The sequence below is a fragment of the Rhodopseudomonas sp. G2_2311 genome, from assembly GCF_047501505.1.
Taxonomy (GTDB): Bacteria; Pseudomonadota; Alphaproteobacteria; order Rhizobiales; family Xanthobacteraceae; genus Rhodopseudomonas; species Rhodopseudomonas palustris_H.
The window spans coordinates 1-17,302 of the sequence record NZ_JAZDRK010000003.1 but is presented as its reverse complement, the minus strand read 5'-3'; the positions used below and the strand labels follow the sequence as shown (position 1 = coordinate 17,302).

Sequence of the window (17,302 nt, the reverse complement as noted above, 5' to 3'; positions counted from 1 at the left end):
CCTACCCCTTCAACGTGTCCATCATGGTCTGCATCAGTGCGTCGAAGTCGGGCGAGCGCTCGCGTTCGGCTTCGATCTCGGCGACGGTCTTCTGCACCGCCTGCCGCGAGACGCCGATCGCGGCGGCAAGCGCGGCCTTCTTCAAGCCGAGCCCTTCGGCGAGCAGGTAGAGCGCACAGCGGCGCAGCCGAGCAGCCTGCTTCCACACCGGGTCTTGCGTGCGCTCCTCGGAGAAATCCTGCGACAGCATCAGCGCCGCGTCCCAGCCGGTGCGTTCGGCGAGCTGGCGAACGATCAGGCGGATCATTGCGAGGCAGAGCGTGATTGGCTCGCCATCCTCGCGGCCCGCGGCAAGGCGGCCCAGCGCGTCGGCGAGCTTTTCGAGCGTCGAGGCTTGCGTTTTGTAGCGGCCGGCGCGCGCGTCTGCGTAGGTTTCCACCCTCACGCCGGCGGCGGTGCACAGCTCGCGGATGGTGATGTTCAGCTTGCGGCGCCGCGCCTCAATGCGCTTGATCGATGCGGTTGACGAACGCAGGGCGGCGTCGCCCTTACTATCAGTTGACGAACGCGGGGCGGCGCCGCTCGCCGAGTTGGTTGACGAACGCAGGGCGGCGGACGCCAGCGCCGTGTCGCCTTCGATGTCGAGCTGGCGCGGCGCGATGAAGCCGCGCGCGGCGTGCGCGCGATCGGACGGCGGCAGAAGGTAGGAGGTCTGGTGCATCACTCGGCCTTCTCGCAGAGTGCCGCGCGGCCTTCGTTCATGAACCGCGCGATGCCGTCGAGGATGGACTGATAGTTATCGCGGTCGATCTGCGGAGCCCGCCGGGCGTCGCTGATCACCAGCATCGGCCGGGTGCGATGCGGCGCGCCCTGGCGCATCGCGATCCGCGCCTCGTGCTCGCGCCTGAACTGCTCGCTCCACGACGGATCGCCGAAATTTGGCCGCGGCACGATCGGGAAGAGAAAGACGGCGGCGGTCATTGCGCCGACCCGCCAATGACGTGCACGCGCCCTTCGAAGGTCGGCTTGGCCTTGCTGGAGAGGCGCAGCTCCATATAGCCGGCGATCCGCTCAAGAACGTTGTCCGCGATCGAGACCGCGCACCCCTCGTAGCTGTTGACCATGTTGCAGAGGATGTCAGACATCGCCATGCAGAACCCGTCGGCGACGACGTTGCCGTCCTCGCCGCGGTTGATCTCTTCCGCCACCTGCACCTGCAACGCGCCACCAGCCGCCAGAAGCAAGCGCGCCTGTACGCCGCGCGATCCTGTCTCGTGGATATGGTTCCGCAGCGTTGCGTCAAACCGCTCGCTTAGTGCCTTCACCGCGTCGACATCGATGTTCTGATACGTCTTGCGTTCGGTCATGGCGTCGGCCTCGTCTGGTTGCGGATCTGCAAAGCGCGGAGCAGATCGTTCTGGATGTCGGGCAAAAGCGCGGTGATCACCCGGCCGTAGCGCTGCGCGCGGTCGCGGTCGTGCCGATGCAGCGAGGCGTCGGCGAGCTGCACGGCCTTGGCGAACAGCAGGGTGTGGTCGTCGATCACGCGCTCGGCTTCACAGGGGCGCGCGTAAGCCTGCTGCACGTCGTCGAGCAGGCCGCCGATGCGGCGCACCTCATAGTTCGGTTGCATCGACAGCGCCCGCTGCGCGCAGTCGATCGCGCGCGACAGCACCGAGATGTCATCGGATGCGAGCATGTCCGCGATCGTCGAGACCGGCATCAGCGCGGCCTCCAGTGCAGAGCGACGTTGCAGGCGCCATCGCTGACGCCGCAGGTGAAGCCCTTCACGACTGCAGTGGGGTTGCGCTTGGTCCAGGCGTCGATTTCGCGGCGCATGTCGACGAGAACCGTCTCCGGCCACATCTCCATCTGGTGCGAAACGCCGGGCGTCTTCGCCTCGAACTCGTTCATCCGCTTGTGGATGTACATGACATTGCAGCCGGCAAGATCGAGCGTCGTGACGCTGTCGCGCTGCTGCTTGAAGTCGGGATCGAGCCGGGTGTGCGGCGTGTCGGAGGTGGTGACGGTCATCGGAGCCCCGGTCAGAAAAAAGAAAGCCCCGCCATCGCGCGAGCGATGACGAGGCAGTTAGCAGCGATGCCGACGATGACGGCCGCTGCGATCCAAGAGGCCGCAAGACGCGCGTCTTCAGCCTGCTCGGGGGAGATGGTGCGGATGCGGAAGCCCATGGCGATCTCTCCACTTCACGGGGTTCGCGTGATCAGCCAGACGGCGATCAGCTCGACGGCGACGATCACGGCGAACAGCCCGAGCGCGAGGATGCGATCCGGCAGGATCAAGTTGATCTTCATCAGGCAACCTCCTCGGATGAGGAGGTGCGCTCCAGCGCATCGAGAGCGCTTCGGCCGATCGGCGGGTCGCCCATCAATGCCGCGGCCTGGCTTCGGTACATCGCGCTGGAGCCGCCATTGGCCGCGCGTGATCTCGACCGCGCGCGCGCCGCCTGCAAGGCAGCACAGCAATTGGCCTCTGGCACGAACAGCAGGAGCGACATATCGCGGGTGTCGTAACCCGCGGCGAACAGCCAGCCGCAGGTCGCAATCAGCGCCTCGCTGGCGCGGGCCGTGTCTGCGCCAGCGAGGCGCACGCCGTCGGAGATGTTGGAGCGATCAAGCCGCATGACGCTCGCTCCGGCTCACCACGATGCCGCGGCGCTGCAGCAGCGTTTCGATCTTCGGCATCACCGCGTCGAAATGCAGATCGAGCAGGCGGCCCAGCGTCTCGATCTCGCGCGCCACCACGACGCCCTCGATCTTTTCCAGCGACGCCGCCACCGGGCCGCGCGAGCGCGCCTGACTGAGAGCAGACACCGTCTGCTCATGGACATTGGCCGCCCGCGCCAGCGCCGCCTGGCTAAAACCGACCAATTTCGCCCGATCAAGGATGGATTTGTCTGTTGCCATGCCGTGGCCCGTCTGTTCATGTGACTGCTGTCACATGACGATCTGATTTGCGGCGTACGCGCAAGTGGAAAATCATCACGTCGCATTAGGGAATTCACAGGTCCACTTTCGGGGACGATTTCCGCCGCCCGAAAGGACGAACCACGTGGCGAAGCAACCCAAGAGCCAGAAGCGTCAGGACCTCCGCGAGGCCCAGCTCGCATGGCTCGAACGGCTCGAAGACCACACCGACAAGGACGCAACGAACCTCGCGCGCGGGGCGCAGATCGACCCCTCGACGCTGACGCGGTTCAAGTCGGCCCAAAGCCGGACGCTGTCGGTGCTGACGCTGCAGCAGCTCGCCGAGCGCTGGCAATTTCCGCTCGATCCGTCGATCTCCGGCGCCACCGAGATCCGCGGCTTCGCCACCGAGGCCGAACCCTACAAGCCCAAGAATGCGAATAGCGCCCTGATGACGGCGCTGGACGCGCTGCGCTCGGCGCAGCCGGGCAGCGAAGCATGGGAAGTGCGTAGCCGCGCGCTCGAAGCGGTCGGCATCCTGCCGGGCGACGTCGTGCTGGTCGACCCGTTCGCCAAGCCGCGAGACGGCGACGCCGTGCTGGCTCAAATATGGGACTTCGAGCGCCAGAAATTCGACGACGCCTGGCGCCGCATCTCCATCACCGGGCCGATCCAGATCCTCGCGGCCGCCTCGTTCGATCCGAACTATGCCGGGCCGGTCCTGGTCAACGAAAAGGATGTGAAGATCAAAGGCGTGGTGCTAGGACACCGCCTGCGGCCTGTGGACAGAGCCGCCTAGGAATGCCCCGAGGTCGGGTTTCATGTGAAACGATCCGATCTATCATGTGACTTCTTGCACATCAGTAAATGACTGCTATCATGCGCCTCGCTGATTTCTCAGGGAGGTGCCCCGATGCTGCCGATACTTCCGAACGTTCTTGATCCGCCAGAGGCGATGACGACCTCTCCGAAGATCGTCGCCCAGCCGATCCGGCTGATCGACGCCGCCGGCGACACCGTCGCCGCCGGCACGCTGCCGATGCAGCCCGGCGAATGGCCCGTGGTGGTGATGCTCGCCGGCCAGCCCTACGTCATCGCCGAGGCGCACGCCGTTCCCGGCCTGCTGATCTACCAGCACAAGCGCGCATGGATCGCCGACGGCTCGCTGCTGTCGTCGAAGCTTCGGCAATGACGTGGCGGGAACGGCTGATCACGCTGGGCCTGATAGCAACGTGGATTTGGATCGTCTGGCCGCAGCTGGTCGATTTCGCGGATTGGTGCAGCTCGCTTTTCGGAGGCGCATGATGAAACAAGGTCCGATGACCGCCAAGGAAGTCGCCGGCGCCATGGGCGTCGCCCTCGCCACTTTCTACAAGCGGCACGAAACCTACCGGCAGCGGGACGGGATGCCCGCCCCGATCACCAAGGGGAAGCTCAATTACGAGCGCTCCGGCATGATGGCGTGGCTGACGCGCCACCACCCTGCCCGCGCCGCTCAGGCGGTCGCCAACGACGTCCTGCTGCCGCCCGACCCGACCGTCGACACCGAGCATCAGGCACGCCTGCACGCCGCCTACGCCCCGGCGCGGGATCTTTTAGCTGCAACGAGACCCGGCTAACCTTCAACAGCAGAGGATGGCTAAATGAGCAAGGCAACCATCTACCTTCGGAGAAATGGAGCATTCGGCGCGCGGTGTAATTTGACGCCGGACACGGGGCACCACATCACGGAGGATTCCGGACGATTTACCGTCTACAGCGTTGACGATCCCGACAAGACGATCTGCCAAGGCGCAACTCGCGAAGAGGCCGAGAGCGCCATCCAGCGAGAATGGGATTGCGAGCAGGCCACGCACCCACGGTGACGAGTACCCGCCCTTGACAGCATCCGGCGAAGCGTCCGAGCCTCGCCGCGTCTGATTTCACTCCGTCCGCACCGGAGCCTAGGCCATGGCCTTACAGAAGATGCCGTTTATTCAGTGGCGCGAGCAGCCGGACCGGAGCTGCCGGCCGCGCTTTGCGCCGTCGGTCCGCGAAGTCCGGCTTGGCTTTCCGAGCTGCGACCTGAAACACGATGACGGCCGATGGTTCACCTTCGAGGAGGTGCGGACCTGGCTGTACGGCGCGGACGGCAAAAGCGGCACCTATGGCGATATCCTGAAAGCGCGCGCCGGCAAAAAGCCGAAGGCGAAGCCGGCCGCCCGGGCGCGCCAGACCGTGGCCGATTTGCTCGAGGATTGGCAGCGCAGCGACGAGTTCAAGAAACTCCGGCCGGCGTCGCGCCGGTCCTACCTCAAATGCATCAGCGCGATCCTCTACAAGCCGCAGAGCCGCGCCGATGCGGCAGCGATGCGGGCGAAGATCAAGGCCGCCGCGCTGCTCGGCCAGACGCCGCCGGCGCGCGATATGGAGACGATCGCGAAGGTGACGCCGACGTCGATCGGAAAGCCGGAGCTACGCGCCTTCTTCAACTATCTGGTCACGGAGCGCGGCCAGCATATGGCGATCGCCACCATCGCGACGCTGTCGGCCGCGTGGTCCTGGGGGCAGGAAAGCACCCACTGGCGGCTGCCGGCCAATCCGCGCGACGGGATGGACTTCGCCCGGCCCGAAGGCCGCGTGGTGCTGGTCGAGATGTCCGAGATCATGGCATGGGTCGCCGCCGGCGACGCGATCGGCAAAGCCTCGATCGGCGACAGCCTGTATCTCGCGCTGTTCACCGGCCAGCGGCAGACCGACCGGCTGGCGATGCGCGACGAGAGCGAACCGACCGGGCGCCACGCCTTCCGCCAGAGCAAGACCGGCGAACTCGTCGACATCAAGGAGGCGCCGCAGCTCGCCGCGCGACTCGATGCCGCCCGCAAGCGCGTCGCCGAGCTGAAGCTGAAACTAGGCCTGCGCGAGATGCCGCCGGAGATCGTCATCAACGAGGAAACCGGCGAGCCCTACGACGACAGCACCTATCGTCATTGGGTGTCGACCGCGCGCGACGTCGCGGTGTTCGGCTGGCTGGCAAGGATGGACCGGCAGCAGGCGATCAACCGCGCGCAGCAGCTCGCAGCGGAGCTGCGGCAGACAGCGGCGAAGCTCGAAGCCAAACACCCGCTGCCGGACGACGACGAGACGGCGAAGAACCGTGCGATTGCGGCCCGCGGCCGCGCGCTGCAGGACTGGTTCGAACAGATCGCCGTCCGCGACAGCAACGGCGATCGGTCGGCATGGAAGCTCGCGCCCTGCCCTTCGCTGCACTTCATCAACCGCCGCGGCGAGCTCGACGCCAAACACGACCAGGACCTGCGCGACACCTGCGTCATGTTGCTCGATCGCGCCGGCTGCGATCTGCTGACGATCTGCGACATCACCGGCCACAGCTACAAGTCGGCGCAGACCATCGTGAAGCACTACCGCGCCCGCAACGCCGCCCGCGCCGACGAGGGCATCGACCGGCTGGTGCTGCAGGTTAGGAAAGAGGGGATGACAGGATGAGTACCGATCCGATGTGGTGCCGAAACCACGCCGACGACGCAGCCATGATGATCGACGGGCTTAAAGCGGAGATCATTGCTCTGAGAGAAGCCCTGGAAGAGGTCGTCGACACGATGGCTCCGACACTAAAGTCTCAATTGCGCCTGACACAGCAAGCCAACTCGGCCAGACTCCGAGCAAAATCGGTGCTTGAGATCACAGGATGACCAGACAGCATCACCACTTCGGATAGTTGTAGCTCCGCTGAAATCCCGGCGCGTCGCTCTGGCGCACCTCCCGGCAGTTCTCCGGACGTCCCCCGCACCTGCTGCAGCGCATCCGTTTCCCAAGCTCCGCGATCGTCATCTCGCCGAGATCGAGCCGCGGGCGCTCCCGGCGGATCTTCGCGAACGGCACCCACACGGTCACCCGGCAGGTTTCGCACCAGCATTCGATATGGCCGTAGCCCTGCGCTTCGAGCATGGATATCTTCATGCCCGCACCGTGAACAAGTCGCGAACAAAATCAACCCTGTCAGATCACCATGTCGCACGGTGTCAGATGGGTGTCAGATGTTCTCGTTTGTTCTCTTTTGGAGACTTTGAATTTGTGAGGAGTATCAGCGGCTTAGGAGTGGTGGGCGCACTAGGGCTCGAACCTAGGACCCGCTGATTAAGAGTCAGCTGCTCTACCAACTGAGCTATGCGCCCGCAGCCGTTTCGGCTGGGTCCCTTGCGGGGACGGCGTCGTTTAGCAAAGCCCACCGGGGATGTCCAGCAATGCGGACGACTTTTTTCACGTCTGCGGGGGAGAAACTTCGGGGCGGGAAAACGGCAGCAGTTTCAGCTGGTTTGAAGCGGGCTAAGATGGCCGCGCGGTCGCACCGACGCGCAATCTTCCCGTCGGATCGAATGCACGCTGCGGCGAGAGCCGCCAAACGGCCGGCTCGTGCTCCTCCCAGGACGCATGGCGGCTGTCGAAGGCAATGTCGACCGGGAATCTGGGACTTCGGCGGGCACTGCAGCCCGCCGAAGTCCTGTGGAAGCTCGTGTCAAAGCCGGCTCGGGCCGTCGCCATCGTCCATCGGGCCGTGGCGGTCCATCATCGGGCCGCGGCCGCCGCGCTCCCAGCGCGGGCCGCGATCGTCGTCGCCGTCCCGGTCCCGGTCGCGGTGCATGAAGCCGTGATGATGGCGCCAACCGAAACCGCCGCCCTCCATCCGGGTCAGCACCCGCAGGCGGCGCTTCTGGCTATCGTCGAGCGATTTGTAGAGCGGGTCGGCGGCGTCGGCGATCTTCTTCATCACAGCCGCGGTCGCGGCCATCGAATCGGCGCGGTCGCGCAGCCGTGCCACCGGATCGGCATCACGCGGCTCGCGGTCGTCGTCGCGTGCCTTCATCCGCGCCTGGGCGCGGTCGATCCGCAGCTTGACCAGATCCTTCACCGCGGCCTCGACCGGCGGCCACAGCTTTTCCTGATCGGGGGTGAGCTGCAGCCCGGCCTTCACGGCCGCGATCTTGGCATCGGCGAACGCGCTGCGATCCTGAGCGCTGAATGCGTGCCGGCCATGATCGAACCAGCCGCGATGCTCGGCGTAAGCCGCCGTCGAACCGGCGAACACCAGCGCGGCGACGCCGGCGAGCAGAACCTTCTTCATGGCAACCTCCTTCAAAAGGTAGCCATGAAGATGAGCGCCCTGCCCGGCGGCTTCAACTTAACGATTGGACAGACGAGGCCGTCTTACCAAGATGTAATGTGCTGTTAGCAGACCGAAACGAACGGACACCAACTACAACATGCCGAGCATGCGCGGCAGCCACAGCGAGATCTCCGGCACGTAAGTCACGAGCCCCAGGAACGCCAGCATGGTGAGCAGCCACGGCATCACCGCCACCGTCAGTTCGGTGATCCCCATTTTGGCGATGCCGGAGGCGACGTAGAGGTTGAGGCCGACCGGCGGGTGGCACATGCCGACCTCCATGTTCACCACCATCAGGATACCGAGATGGACCGGGTGAATGCCGAGCTTCACTGCTACCGGGAACAGGATCGGCGCCATGATCAGCACGATCGAGGTCGCTTCCATCACGTTGCCGGCGAGCAGCAGCAGGATGTTGACGACCAGCAGGAACCAGATCCAGTTGACGCCCGCGGTCGACATCCAGCTCGCGATCTGTTGCGGGATGTTTTCGTTGGCCATCAGGAACGAGAACAGCACGGCGTTGGTGATGATGTAGAGGATCATCGCGCTCATATTCGCCGAGCCGAGCAGCACCCGCGGCACGTCGCGCAGGCGCATGTCACGATAGACGAACACTGCGATGATGAAGGCGTACACCGCGCTGATCGCCGCCGCTTCGGTCGGCGTAAACATGCCGGCATAGATGCCGCCGAGCACGATCACGATCAGCAAGAGGCCCCAGATGCATTTGCGGAAGGCGTCGAACCTCTCCCCCCAGCTCGCCTTCGGCAGCCGCGGATAATCGTGCTTCCAGGCGCGGTAGAAGGTCGTGAAACCGAGCAACGACGCCAGCATGATGCCGGGAATGACGCCGGCCATGAACAGCTGACCGACCGAGGCCGACGACACGCGGTTGCCGTCCGGATCGAGCGCGATCGAGCCACCGGTCGCCACCGCATAGACGACCATCACGATCGACGGCGGGATCAGGATGCCGAGCGCGCCCGAAGTGGTGATGACGCCGGCGCCGAACCGCTTCGGGAAGCCCTGCTTCACCATCGCCGGCAGCATGATCGAGCCGATCGCGATCACGGTTGCGGGCGAGGAACCGGAGACGGCCGCGAACAGTGCACAGGCCATCACGCCCGCCAAACCGAGGCCACCGTACCAGTGCCCGACCATCGTGGTGGCGAAGTTGATCATGCGGCGGGCGACGCCGCCGTGGGTCAGGAAATTGCCGGCCAGGATGAAGAACGGGATCGCCATGATCTCGAAGTTCTCGATGCCGGTGAACAGCTTCAACGACACCGCTTCCATCGGCACGTTGGTCATCAGCACGACGAACGACAGCACCGTGAGACCGAGTGCGATCGAAATGGGCATGCCGGTCAGCATCAGGGCGATCAGCAGCCCGAAGATGATTGCGGTGTTCATCGCACCGCCTCCGCCGCTGCAGCCGCGGACCCGGGCATATGTGGTTCGTCGATCCCCTCGACCTGACCGTGGTCGTGATGCGGCAGATGATCATGGCGCCAGAAGTGGTAGGCGACCTGGAGGAAGCGGAAGCACATCAGATAGGAACCGAGCGGAATGCAGAGGTAGACGAGCCAGCTCGGGATCTCGAGATCCGGCGAGGTCTGGTTGGTGTCGATCAGGCCGTAGACGAACTTGGCGCCCATCGTGCCGATGATGAAGGTGAAGAACGCGCCCCAGAACAACCCGAACAGGATCGTCACCTTGCGCAGGTTCGGCCTCATCACGTTGACCAGCACGTCGACGCCGACATGGATGCCGGTGCGCACACCGTAGGCGGCACCGAACTTCGCCATCCACACGAACATGTAGATGCACAGTTCCTGTGCCCACGACAGGTCGATCGGAAACAAGATCGGATAGAGGAATGGGATGCCGACCAAATAGCGATGCATCACCGCGATGAAGATCAGCAGCGTGGCGCCGCCGATCATCGTGGCGATCAGAATTTCCTCGAGCCTGTCCAGGATGCGCAGGACCATAGATTCCCCCTGTGGATCGGCCGGTCGCTGCGGTGAGGACGAGAAGACGGCCGTCGCTTGATTCCAGTGCCGCAGCCCCTGCGGTCCGGCAAAAGCAGAGGGCGCCCGCGTCGAAACGCGGGCGCCCGTTCGCAAATGTTACTTGGTCGGGCCGCCGCCGCTTTCCTTGATGAACTCTTCGATCAGAGCCTTGCCGACGCGGCCGCCGACGTCGTCGTACACCGGCGCCATCGCCTTGCGCATCGCGAGGTTCTGCTCCGGCGTCAGAGTGATGATCTCGGTCTTACCCGACTTCTTCATCTCCTCGAGGGCTTCCGCGTTTTCCTTCTGCGACTGGCTGTTGCCGAACTCGGTGGCTTCCTTCATCGCCTTGTCGAGCTGCGCGCGGACGTCGGCCGGGATGCCGTCCCAGAACTGCTTGTTCACGATCACCGCGTAGCCGATGTAGCCGTGGTTGGTGACGGTGGTGTACTTCTGCACTTCGTGCATCTTCTGGGTGTACATGTTCGACGGCGTGTTCTCCTGGCCGTCGACGACGCCGGTCTGGAGCGCCTGATACACTTCGGAGAACGCCAGCACCTGCGGGATCGCGCCGAGTGCGCGGAATTGCGCGTCGAGCACCTTCGAAGACTGGATGCGGAACTTCAGGCCCTTGTAGTCTTCCGGCGCGATCAGCTTCTTGTTCGCGCTCATGATCTTGAAGCCGTTGTCCCAGTAAGCGAGACCGGTCATGCCCTTGGAGTCGAGCAGCTTGAACAGTTTGGCGCCGACCGGACCGTTGGTGACCTTCCGCAGCGCAGCGATGTCCGGCAGGATGTAGGGTAGATCGAAGACTTCGAATTCCTTGACGCCGGCCGGGCCGAACTTGGAGATCGAGGGCGCGAGCATCTGCACAGCGCCGAGCTTCAGCGCGTCGAGCTCTTCCTTGTCCTTGAACAGCTGCGAGTTCGGATAGACTTCGACCTTGACCTTGCCGTCGGTGTACTTCTCGGCGAGCTCTTTGAACTTATCGGCGGCCATGCCCTTCGGCGTGTTGGGCGCCACCACATGGCTGAACTTGATGACGATCGGCGACTGCGCGGCGGCCGGGCCGACGAGCCCGAGCACGGCGATCGATGCGAGTGCTAGAATGGATTTCCGCATGTTTTCTCCCGATTCCTTATGAGGAACGCACCCGCGTCCCCGCCCCGTTCGATTACCAGCCGCACCAATACAGAGAAGCACTACGAAAGGCTATTGCCCCTTCGCAGGGGCGCCGTCAACAACTGCTGCAACGCGGAAAAAGGGCGATGCACAGCGGCATCGCCCTTTCGAACCGTTCCAGAAGTTGTAGCTGTCAGCCGCGGTTGTGCGACTTATTCACGCATCAGCCGGCGACCGCCACCGTCGGCGCGTCTTCACGCACGCTGCGCTGACGCTTGGCGACGATCTTGTTGAGCGCGCCCAGGTAAGCCTTCGCTGAGGCCACCAAGGTGTCGGGATCGGCTGCGCGCGCGGTCATCGAGCGGCCTTCATGGCTCAGCCGGACCGACACTTCCGCCTGCGCATCGGTGCCCTCGGTGACGGCATGCACCTGATACAGTTCCAACTTGGCATCGTGCGGCACCAGCGCCTTGATGCAGTTGAACACCGCGTCCACCGGGCCGTTGCCTTCGGCTTCTTCGATCCGGATCTGGCCGTCGACGTCCAGCTTCATGGTGGCGCGCTGCGGACCATGGGTGCCGGCGATCACCGTCAGCGACATCAGCTTGATCTGGTCCTGGCCGTGCAGCAGCTGCTCGTCGACCAAGGCCTCGATGTCCTCGTCGTAGACGTCCTTCTTGCGGTCGGCCAACGCCTTGAACCGCACGAACACGTCCTCGATCTGGTTGCGGGACAGCTTGTAGCCCAGCTCTTCCAGCTTGTGGATCAAGCCGGCGCGGCCGGAGTGCTTGCCCATCACCAGCGATGTGCCCTTCACGCCCACCGTTTCGGGCGTCATGATCTCATAGGTCTGGGCGTTCTTGATCATGCCATCCTGATGGATGCCGCTCTCGTGCGCGAACGCGTTCCGGCCGACGATCGCCTTGTTGTACTGCACCGGGAACGAGGTCGCGGCCGACACCGTCTTAGAGGCGTGCGTCAGCATCGTCGACTCGATCCGGTTCCAGTACGGCAACTTGTCCTGCCGCACCCGCATCGCCATCACCACCTCTTCCAACGCGGCATTACCGGCGCGTTCGCCGATGCCGTTGATGGTGCATTCGATCTGGCGTGCGCCGCCAGCGACGCCGGCCATCGAATTGGCGACCGCCATGCCCAGGTCGTTATGGCAGTGGACCGAGAACCGCGCCTTGTCGGAATTCGGCACCGTCTCGCGCACCTTGCGGAACAGTTCGCGATATTCCTCAGGCACCGCGTAGCCGACGGTGTCCGGCAAGTTGATGGTGGTGGCGCCGGCCTTGATCGCCGCCTCGATGCAGCGGCACAGGAAGTCGAACTCGGTGCGGGTGGCATCTTCCGCCGACCACTCGACGTCGTCTGTGTGGTTGCGGGCGCGGGTCACCGACGAGATCACCATCTCGTAGACCTGCGCTGCCTCCATCTGCAGCTTGTACTTCATGTGCACCGGCGAGGTGGACAGGAAGGTATGAATACGGCCGCGCTCGGCCGGCTTGATCGCCTCGGCGCAGCGGTCGATGTCCTTGTGGGCGGCACGCGACAAGCCGCAGATCACCGAGTTCTTCGAGCGCTTGGCGATCTCATGCACCGCCTCGAAGTCACCATCGGAGGCGAACGGGTAGCCGGCCTCGATCACGTCGACGCCCATGTCGTCGAGCATCCGGGCGACGTTCAGCTTCTCCTCGAACGTCATGGTAGCGCCGGGGCACTGCTCGCCGTCGCGCAAGGTGGTGTCGAAAATGATGACGCGGTCCTGTTCGGACTGGGTGGTGGTGGTCATGAAAAATGTCCTTTGGTCGGGGCGCCGCGCGGGCGCATGAGGGGCTGGCTGTCGTGCGATCCCCTGAGTGCCCAGGCAAAACTGCCCAGACGGCCCTCAGGGGCGGCTAAGAAGCAGCAGCCCGCCAAGCGCGAGGGTCTCGAGCGCTTCGAAAGCGGCGGTCGGAATCAGCACAGCCGGAATCGCGGAAGCGGCGGTGATCGCCGTTCCTTCCATTCCAATGCTGCCGCTGCCAATCGTCATTCCCGACACCTTCAGGGTCCTATCGTCGGCGACAACCGCTAAAAGAGCGTTAGGTTGACGCAAGAGTCCGATGGACCGAACGGATAGTCTTGTAAACGACCTCGCCACTGTTTCGCAACGCCAAATCGTGGGCAAAAGCCCTGATAAAGCGTCAGAAACCCTGACCTAAACCATGGTCGGGCTGGCGATGCGTCGCCGTGGGTTTCTTCACCCGCCGAAACCGCTTATGGCTGTGCACCAGCCGAACGACCCGACCGGAGCACCGACGTTGAACTCGATCGCCCATTCCACGCTTGCCGCCGCCAGCCCCACCATCCGCCACGACTGGACCCGCGAGGAAGCCGCGGCGATCTATCATGCGCCGTTCGCCGACCTGATGTTCCGGGCGCAGACGATTCACCGCCAGACGTTCGATCCGAACCAGGTCCAGTGCAATCAGCTGCTCAACGTCAAGACCGGCGGCTGCGCCGAGGATTGCGGCTATTGCAGCCAGTCCGCCCACCACGACACCGCCCTGCCCGCCTCCAAGCTGATGGAGCCGGCCAAGGTGATCGAGGCCGCCAAGGCGGCCCGCGACGCCGGTGCGACGCGCTATTGCATGGGCGCGGCCTGGCGTTCACCGAAGGAGCGCGACATGGCGCCGGTGATCGAGATGGTGAAGGGCGTCAAGGCGCTCGGCATGGAAGCCTGCATGACGCTCGGCATGCTGACCGACGATCAGGCCAAGCAACTCGCCGATGCCGGCCTCGACTACTACAACCACAACATCGACACCTCCGAAGAGTTTTACGCCTCGGTGGTGAAGACCCGCAGCTTCGGCGACCGCCTCGACACGCTGGAGAAGGTGCAGGACGCCGGCATCAAGGTGTGCTGCGGTGGCATTCTCGGCCTCGGTGAGAAGCCGACCGACCGTGTCGAAATGCTCCGCACGCTCGCCAACCTGCCGCAGCATCCGGAGAGCGTGCCGATCAACATGCTGATCCCGATCGAGGGCACCCCGATCGCCCAGACCGCGACGCCGGTCGATCCGTTCGAATTCGTCCGCACCATCGCGCTGGCGCGCATCATGATGCCGAAGTCGGATGTCCGCCTCGCTGCCGGCCGCACCGCGATGAGCGACGAGATGCAGGCGCTGTGCTTCCTCGCCGGCGCCAACTCGATCTTCATCGGCGACACCCTGCTGACCACCCCGAACCCGGGCGACAGCAAGGACCGCGCGCTGTTCAACCGCCTCGGCATCACCCCGCGCGACGACCTCGGCGTCCACGCGCACAGCTGAGACGCGACCCCAAAGACCGTCGTGGCCGGTCCCGGCCATGACGGTTGGGAAAGTCATTAGTCCTCGCCGCGCAGCAGCATCGTCAGGAAGGCGGTGACGAAGCGCGGCATCGAGGGCAGGAAATCGTCCTTCGAACGCACCAGGTACATCCGGCTGAACTCCGGCAGTTCCTCTTTTGCCAGGTGCTTTTCGACCCGGGCCTTCAGCGCCTCGCCCGGCTGATCCACATCCAGAATCCGCAGCATCGCCACGAAGGCGCCGGCCTCGACGCAGTGCCAGTGATCGGCGGCGTGGTAATCGAACCGCGTCAGCCCGGTCTCTTCCTTCACCTCGCGCGCCACACTGGAGGCCATCTCCAGCCGGCGGTTGCGGACGTCGGAAGGATCCGGCGTGCCGCCGGGAAAGTACACCCGGCCGGCGTTTGCGGTGTGCGCCCCCATCTCGCCGAGCAGGATCGCGCCGTCGCTGGCGCGGAGCACACCCATGCCAAAGCCGTTGAACACGGAGGGGTCTGGAAACTCCCAATCCCGCCAGGACAGAAAGCTGGCGTAGTCGACCTCAAAATACTCTGCACTGAAATACGGGCCATCAAATTGCGGCCGTCGCGCCAGCAGCACGCGACCGTTCCACAACTCCGGTTGAGCGGCCTGCCGCTGTGTGAAATGCGCATCGATGTCGGCGCGGCGCGCCTGTGCGAACGGCCACGCGTAGTCGCTGACCCAGAGGTCGAGCTGGCCGACGCGGTGGATGGTAACGGGCGGCGATGAGCTCATTGCAGCGTTATTTTGCGGGGCCGGCCGCCTTCGCCTGTTCGACGAAAGCGTTGGTGTAAGTCTTGGTGACGTCGATATTGGCCTTCGCCACGTCCGGCGAACCAACGCTGAACACCGCCAGCACGGCGTCCGCCCCCTTCGGGTCCATCAGCCCGGTGGTCGAGTACATCGGGATCGTGTTTTTCAGCGCCGCGACGTACTGCGCCTTGTCCTTGCCGACGATGTTGGCCGGCATCTTGTCGGCGATCTCCTCGGCCGAATGCGCGTGGATCCAGCTCAGCGTGCCGAGGATTGCCTTGGTCAATGCAAGCGCCTCGTTCGGATGCGCCTTGATCCAGGCCGTAGTGGCGTATAGCGCGCCGCCCGGATAGTCGCCGCCGAACACCTCGCGGGTGTCGTGTTCGGTGCGGGTGTCGCTGAGGATGCGCAGGTCGGCATGCGCTGCCTGCAGGATCGTCACCGCCGGATCGAGCATCACCGCAGCGTCGATCTGGCCCTGCTGCATCGCCGCCACCGCCGTGGCGCCGAGGCCGACACCGACCACCGAGACGTTGTTCGGATCGATGCCGTTCTTCTTCAGCTGATACTTCAGGAAGAAATCGGTCGACGAGCCTGGGGCGCTGACGCCGACCTTCTTGCCGGCGAGATCCTTGATCGACTTGATCTCCGCGGTGTGGGCCGGAGACACCGCCAGCACCAGACCGGGATAGCGGTCGTACACCACGAAGCTCTGCATCTCCTGCTTCTTGGCGGCGAGATTGACGGTGTGGTCGAAATAGCCGGAGACGACGTCGGCGCTGCCGCCGAGCACGGCCTTGAGCGCATCCGAGCCGCCCTTGAGATCGACCAGCTCGACGCTCAGCCCGGCCTTGTCGTATTCGCCGAGTTGCTTGGCCAGCACCGTCGGCAGATAGCACAGGCAGGCGCCGCCGCCGATCGCGATCGTCACCTTGCTCTGCGCCGACGCGGCGCCCGCGGTGAGCAGGACCGCGGCGAGCGCAGCGGCAATGGACTTGAAACCGGCCTTCATGGCGTCTGTTCTCCCCGGACGAAACGGTCAGGACAATATGCCAAAGCCACGCCGGGCTCTAGTCCGCCGGCTGCCCGCTCGGCTGCGGCCGCCACACCAGCAGGCGGCGCTCCACCAGACTGACGGCAAGATCGATGACGATGACGAACACCGACAGCACGAACATCCCGGCGAACACGCCGGCGACGTCGAATGCGCCCTCGGCCTGCTGGATCAGATAGCCGAGCCCGGCGGCGGCGCCGAGATATTCACCGACGACTGCACCGACCACCGCAAAACCGATCGCAGTGTGCAGCGAGGAAAACATCCAGGACAGCGCCGACGGCCAGAACACGTGGCGCATCATCTGCCGTTCGCTCATCCCCAGCATCCGCGCGTTGTCGACCAGCGTCGCGCTGGTTTCCTTGACGCCCTGATAGACGTTGAAGAACACCACGAAGAACACCAGCGTCACGCCGAGCGCGACCTTGGACCAGATTCCAAGCCCCAGCCACAGCGTGAAGATCGGCGCCAGCACCACGCGCGGCAGCGCGTTGACCATCTTCACATAGGGATCGAACACCGCCGCCACCCGCGGCTGCCGGGCGAACCAAAAGCCGACCAGCACGCCGGCGAGCGAGCCGATCACGAAGGCGAGCAGCGACTCCTGCAGCGTGATCCACAGATGCTTCCAGATCACGCCGGAGGCGAACCAGGCGATCACCTGCTTGGCGACATCCACCGGTGTCGAGAAGAAGAACGGCGGCAGCAGCAGCTTGCCGGCGATCGGCACTGTGGTGAAGAACTGCCACACCGCCAGCACGACAATCGCGACGAGGAGCTGCAAGGCGAGGAGCTTTACGCGAGACATGCCGCAGCCCCTCCAAGCGACCATGTAGCACCGAAGCGAAGCGCCCTCCTCTCCCCTCCCCCTTGCGGGGAGGGGTCGGGGGTGGGGGTCCACGGCGG

General features: G+C 64.6%; 25 protein-coding genes and 1 tRNA gene. 7 read left to right on the top strand and 19 right to left on the bottom strand.

Features of this window, described 5'->3' with window-relative positions:
• Position 1: 1 nt before the first annotated feature.
• The 8 genes from VRZ08_RS05475 to VRZ08_RS05440 form a co-directional block, all read right to left on the bottom strand.
• Complete coding sequence (locus tag VRZ08_RS05475) at positions 2–721, bottom strand: helix-turn-helix domain-containing protein (protein WP_414531859.1); 720 nt, start codon at positions 719–721, stop codon at positions 2–4.
• Positions 721–981 (bottom strand): hypothetical protein, encoded by a 261-nt coding sequence (locus tag VRZ08_RS05470; protein WP_230761686.1) that lies wholly within the window; start codon positions 979–981, stop codon positions 721–723. The genes VRZ08_RS05475 and VRZ08_RS05470 overlap by 1 nt, the downstream gene beginning before the upstream one ends.
• On the bottom strand, positions 978–1,367 hold the full coding sequence (locus tag VRZ08_RS05465) for a hypothetical protein (RefSeq protein ID WP_414531858.1): 390 nt from the start codon (positions 1,365–1,367) through the stop codon (positions 978–980). Before VRZ08_RS05465 ends, VRZ08_RS05470 begins: the two co-directional genes overlap by 4 nt.
• Positions 1,364–1,699, bottom strand: coding sequence for a hypothetical protein (locus tag VRZ08_RS05460; protein ID WP_414531857.1), 336 nt, complete (start codon positions 1,697–1,699; stop codon positions 1,364–1,366). The genes VRZ08_RS05465 and VRZ08_RS05460 overlap by 4 nt, the downstream gene beginning before the upstream one ends.
• A gap of 23 nt (positions 1,700–1,722) precedes the next feature.
• Positions 1,723–2,034 carry a hypothetical protein gene (locus VRZ08_RS05455; protein WP_414531856.1) on the bottom strand — a complete coding sequence of 104 codons (312 nt, stop codon included), beginning with the start codon at positions 2,032–2,034 and terminating at the stop codon, positions 1,723–1,725.
• Between the two features lie 11 nt (positions 2,035–2,045).
• Complete coding sequence (locus tag VRZ08_RS05450) at positions 2,046–2,192, bottom strand: hypothetical protein (protein WP_414531855.1); 147 nt, start codon at positions 2,190–2,192, stop codon at positions 2,046–2,048.
• Between the two features lie 122 nt (positions 2,193–2,314).
• Positions 2,315–2,644 (bottom strand): hypothetical protein, encoded by a 330-nt coding sequence (locus VRZ08_RS05445; RefSeq protein ID WP_414531854.1) that lies wholly within the window; start codon positions 2,642–2,644, stop codon positions 2,315–2,317.
• A complete protein-coding gene (locus VRZ08_RS05440; protein ID WP_414531853.1) occupies positions 2,634–2,834 on the bottom strand; it encodes a hypothetical protein in 201 nt (66 codons plus the stop codon). The genes VRZ08_RS05445 and VRZ08_RS05440 overlap by 11 nt, the downstream gene beginning before the upstream one ends.
• 238 nt (positions 2,835–3,072) lie before the next feature.
• On the opposite strand from VRZ08_RS05440, the gene VRZ08_RS05435 reads away from it, so the two are divergent.
• The 6 genes from VRZ08_RS05435 to VRZ08_RS05410 all read left to right on the top strand — a co-directional run bounded on the left by VRZ08_RS05435 (position 3,073) and on the right by VRZ08_RS05410 (position 6,619).
• The gene (locus VRZ08_RS05435; RefSeq protein ID WP_414531852.1) at positions 3,073–3,726 is read left to right on the top strand and encodes a LexA family protein; all 654 of its coding nucleotides are present in this window, start codon (positions 3,073–3,075) and stop codon (positions 3,724–3,726) included.
• Positions 3,727–3,840: 114 nt separating this feature from the next.
• Positions 3,841–4,119 (top strand): hypothetical protein, encoded by a 279-nt coding sequence (locus VRZ08_RS05430; RefSeq protein WP_414531851.1) that lies wholly within the window; start codon positions 3,841–3,843, stop codon positions 4,117–4,119.
• Positions 4,120–4,231: 112 nt separating this feature from the next.
• On the top strand, positions 4,232–4,546 hold the full coding sequence (locus tag VRZ08_RS05425) for a hypothetical protein (RefSeq protein WP_414531850.1): 315 nt from the start codon (positions 4,232–4,234) through the stop codon (positions 4,544–4,546).
• Positions 4,547–4,570: 24 nt separating this feature from the next.
• Positions 4,571–4,792 (top strand): hypothetical protein, encoded by a 222-nt coding sequence (locus VRZ08_RS05420; RefSeq protein WP_414531849.1) that lies wholly within the window; start codon positions 4,571–4,573, stop codon positions 4,790–4,792.
• A gap of 85 nt (positions 4,793–4,877) precedes the next feature.
• Positions 4,878–6,413 (top strand): hypothetical protein, encoded by a 1,536-nt coding sequence (locus tag VRZ08_RS05415; RefSeq protein WP_414531848.1) that lies wholly within the window; start codon positions 4,878–4,880, stop codon positions 6,411–6,413.
• Positions 6,410–6,619, top strand: a complete 210-nt coding sequence (locus VRZ08_RS05410) for a hypothetical protein (RefSeq protein WP_230761697.1) — start codon at positions 6,410–6,412, stop codon at positions 6,617–6,619. Before VRZ08_RS05415 ends, VRZ08_RS05410 begins: the two co-directional genes overlap by 4 nt.
• 10 nt (positions 6,620–6,629) lie before the next feature.
• Here the strand turns inward: VRZ08_RS05410 and VRZ08_RS05405 are convergent, their stop codons facing one another.
• From VRZ08_RS05405 to VRZ08_RS05370, 8 genes are all read right to left on the bottom strand, one after another.
• On the bottom strand, positions 6,630–6,887 hold the full coding sequence (locus VRZ08_RS05405; RefSeq protein WP_414531847.1) for a hypothetical protein: 258 nt from the start codon (positions 6,885–6,887) through the stop codon (positions 6,630–6,632).
• A gap of 139 nt (positions 6,888–7,026) precedes the next feature.
• Positions 7,027–7,102: transfer RNA gene (locus tag VRZ08_RS05400), tRNA-Lys, on the bottom strand.
• A 341-nt stretch (positions 7,103–7,443) separates the two neighbouring features.
• Positions 7,444–8,049 (bottom strand): Spy/CpxP family protein refolding chaperone, encoded by a 606-nt coding sequence (locus VRZ08_RS05395; protein WP_414531846.1) that lies wholly within the window; start codon positions 8,047–8,049, stop codon positions 7,444–7,446.
• A 132-nt stretch (positions 8,050–8,181) separates the two neighbouring features.
• Complete coding sequence (locus VRZ08_RS05390; RefSeq protein ID WP_414531845.1) at positions 8,182–9,507, bottom strand: TRAP transporter large permease; 1,326 nt, start codon at positions 9,505–9,507, stop codon at positions 8,182–8,184.
• Positions 9,504–10,088: a TRAP transporter small permease gene (locus tag VRZ08_RS05385; protein WP_414531844.1), complete on the bottom strand. Its 585-nt coding sequence runs from the start codon at positions 10,086–10,088 to the stop codon at positions 9,504–9,506. The genes VRZ08_RS05390 and VRZ08_RS05385 overlap by 4 nt, the downstream gene beginning before the upstream one ends.
• A 138-nt stretch (positions 10,089–10,226) precedes the next feature.
• Positions 10,227–11,231 carry a TRAP transporter substrate-binding protein gene (locus VRZ08_RS05380; protein ID WP_271102542.1) on the bottom strand — a complete coding sequence of 335 codons (1,005 nt, stop codon included), beginning with the start codon at positions 11,229–11,231 and terminating at the stop codon, positions 10,227–10,229.
• Between the two features lie 223 nt (positions 11,232–11,454).
• Complete coding sequence (locus VRZ08_RS05375; protein WP_164638267.1) at positions 11,455–13,029, bottom strand: 2-isopropylmalate synthase; 1,575 nt, start codon at positions 13,027–13,029, stop codon at positions 11,455–11,457.
• A gap of 96 nt (positions 13,030–13,125) precedes the next feature.
• Positions 13,126–13,281, bottom strand: coding sequence for a hypothetical protein (locus tag VRZ08_RS05370; protein WP_414531843.1), 156 nt, complete (start codon positions 13,279–13,281; stop codon positions 13,126–13,128).
• A 259-nt stretch (positions 13,282–13,540) separates the two neighbouring features.
• Between VRZ08_RS05370 and bioB the strand changes: the two genes are divergently transcribed.
• Complete coding sequence (bioB, locus tag VRZ08_RS05365; RefSeq protein ID WP_107343993.1) at positions 13,541–14,551, top strand: biotin synthase BioB; 1,011 nt, start codon at positions 13,541–13,543, stop codon at positions 14,549–14,551.
• A gap of 56 nt (positions 14,552–14,607) precedes the next feature.
• Here bioB and VRZ08_RS05360 read toward each other — a convergent pair whose 3' ends face one another.
• From VRZ08_RS05360 to VRZ08_RS05350, 3 genes are read right to left on the bottom strand one after another with little or no spacing between them, the layout of a single operon-like run.
• Positions 14,608–15,324, bottom strand: a complete 717-nt coding sequence (locus VRZ08_RS05360; RefSeq protein ID WP_263991399.1) for an NUDIX hydrolase — start codon at positions 15,322–15,324, stop codon at positions 14,608–14,610.
• Positions 15,325–15,331: 7 nt separating this feature from the next.
• Complete coding sequence (locus tag VRZ08_RS05355) at positions 15,332–16,354, bottom strand: ABC transporter substrate-binding protein (protein ID WP_414531842.1); 1,023 nt, start codon at positions 16,352–16,354, stop codon at positions 15,332–15,334.
• A gap of 58 nt (positions 16,355–16,412) precedes the next feature.
• Entirely contained in the window at positions 16,413–17,204 is a 792-nt protein-coding gene (locus VRZ08_RS05350) for an ABC transporter permease (RefSeq protein WP_414531841.1), read from the bottom strand.
• Between the last annotated feature and the right edge of the window lie 98 nt (positions 17,205–17,302).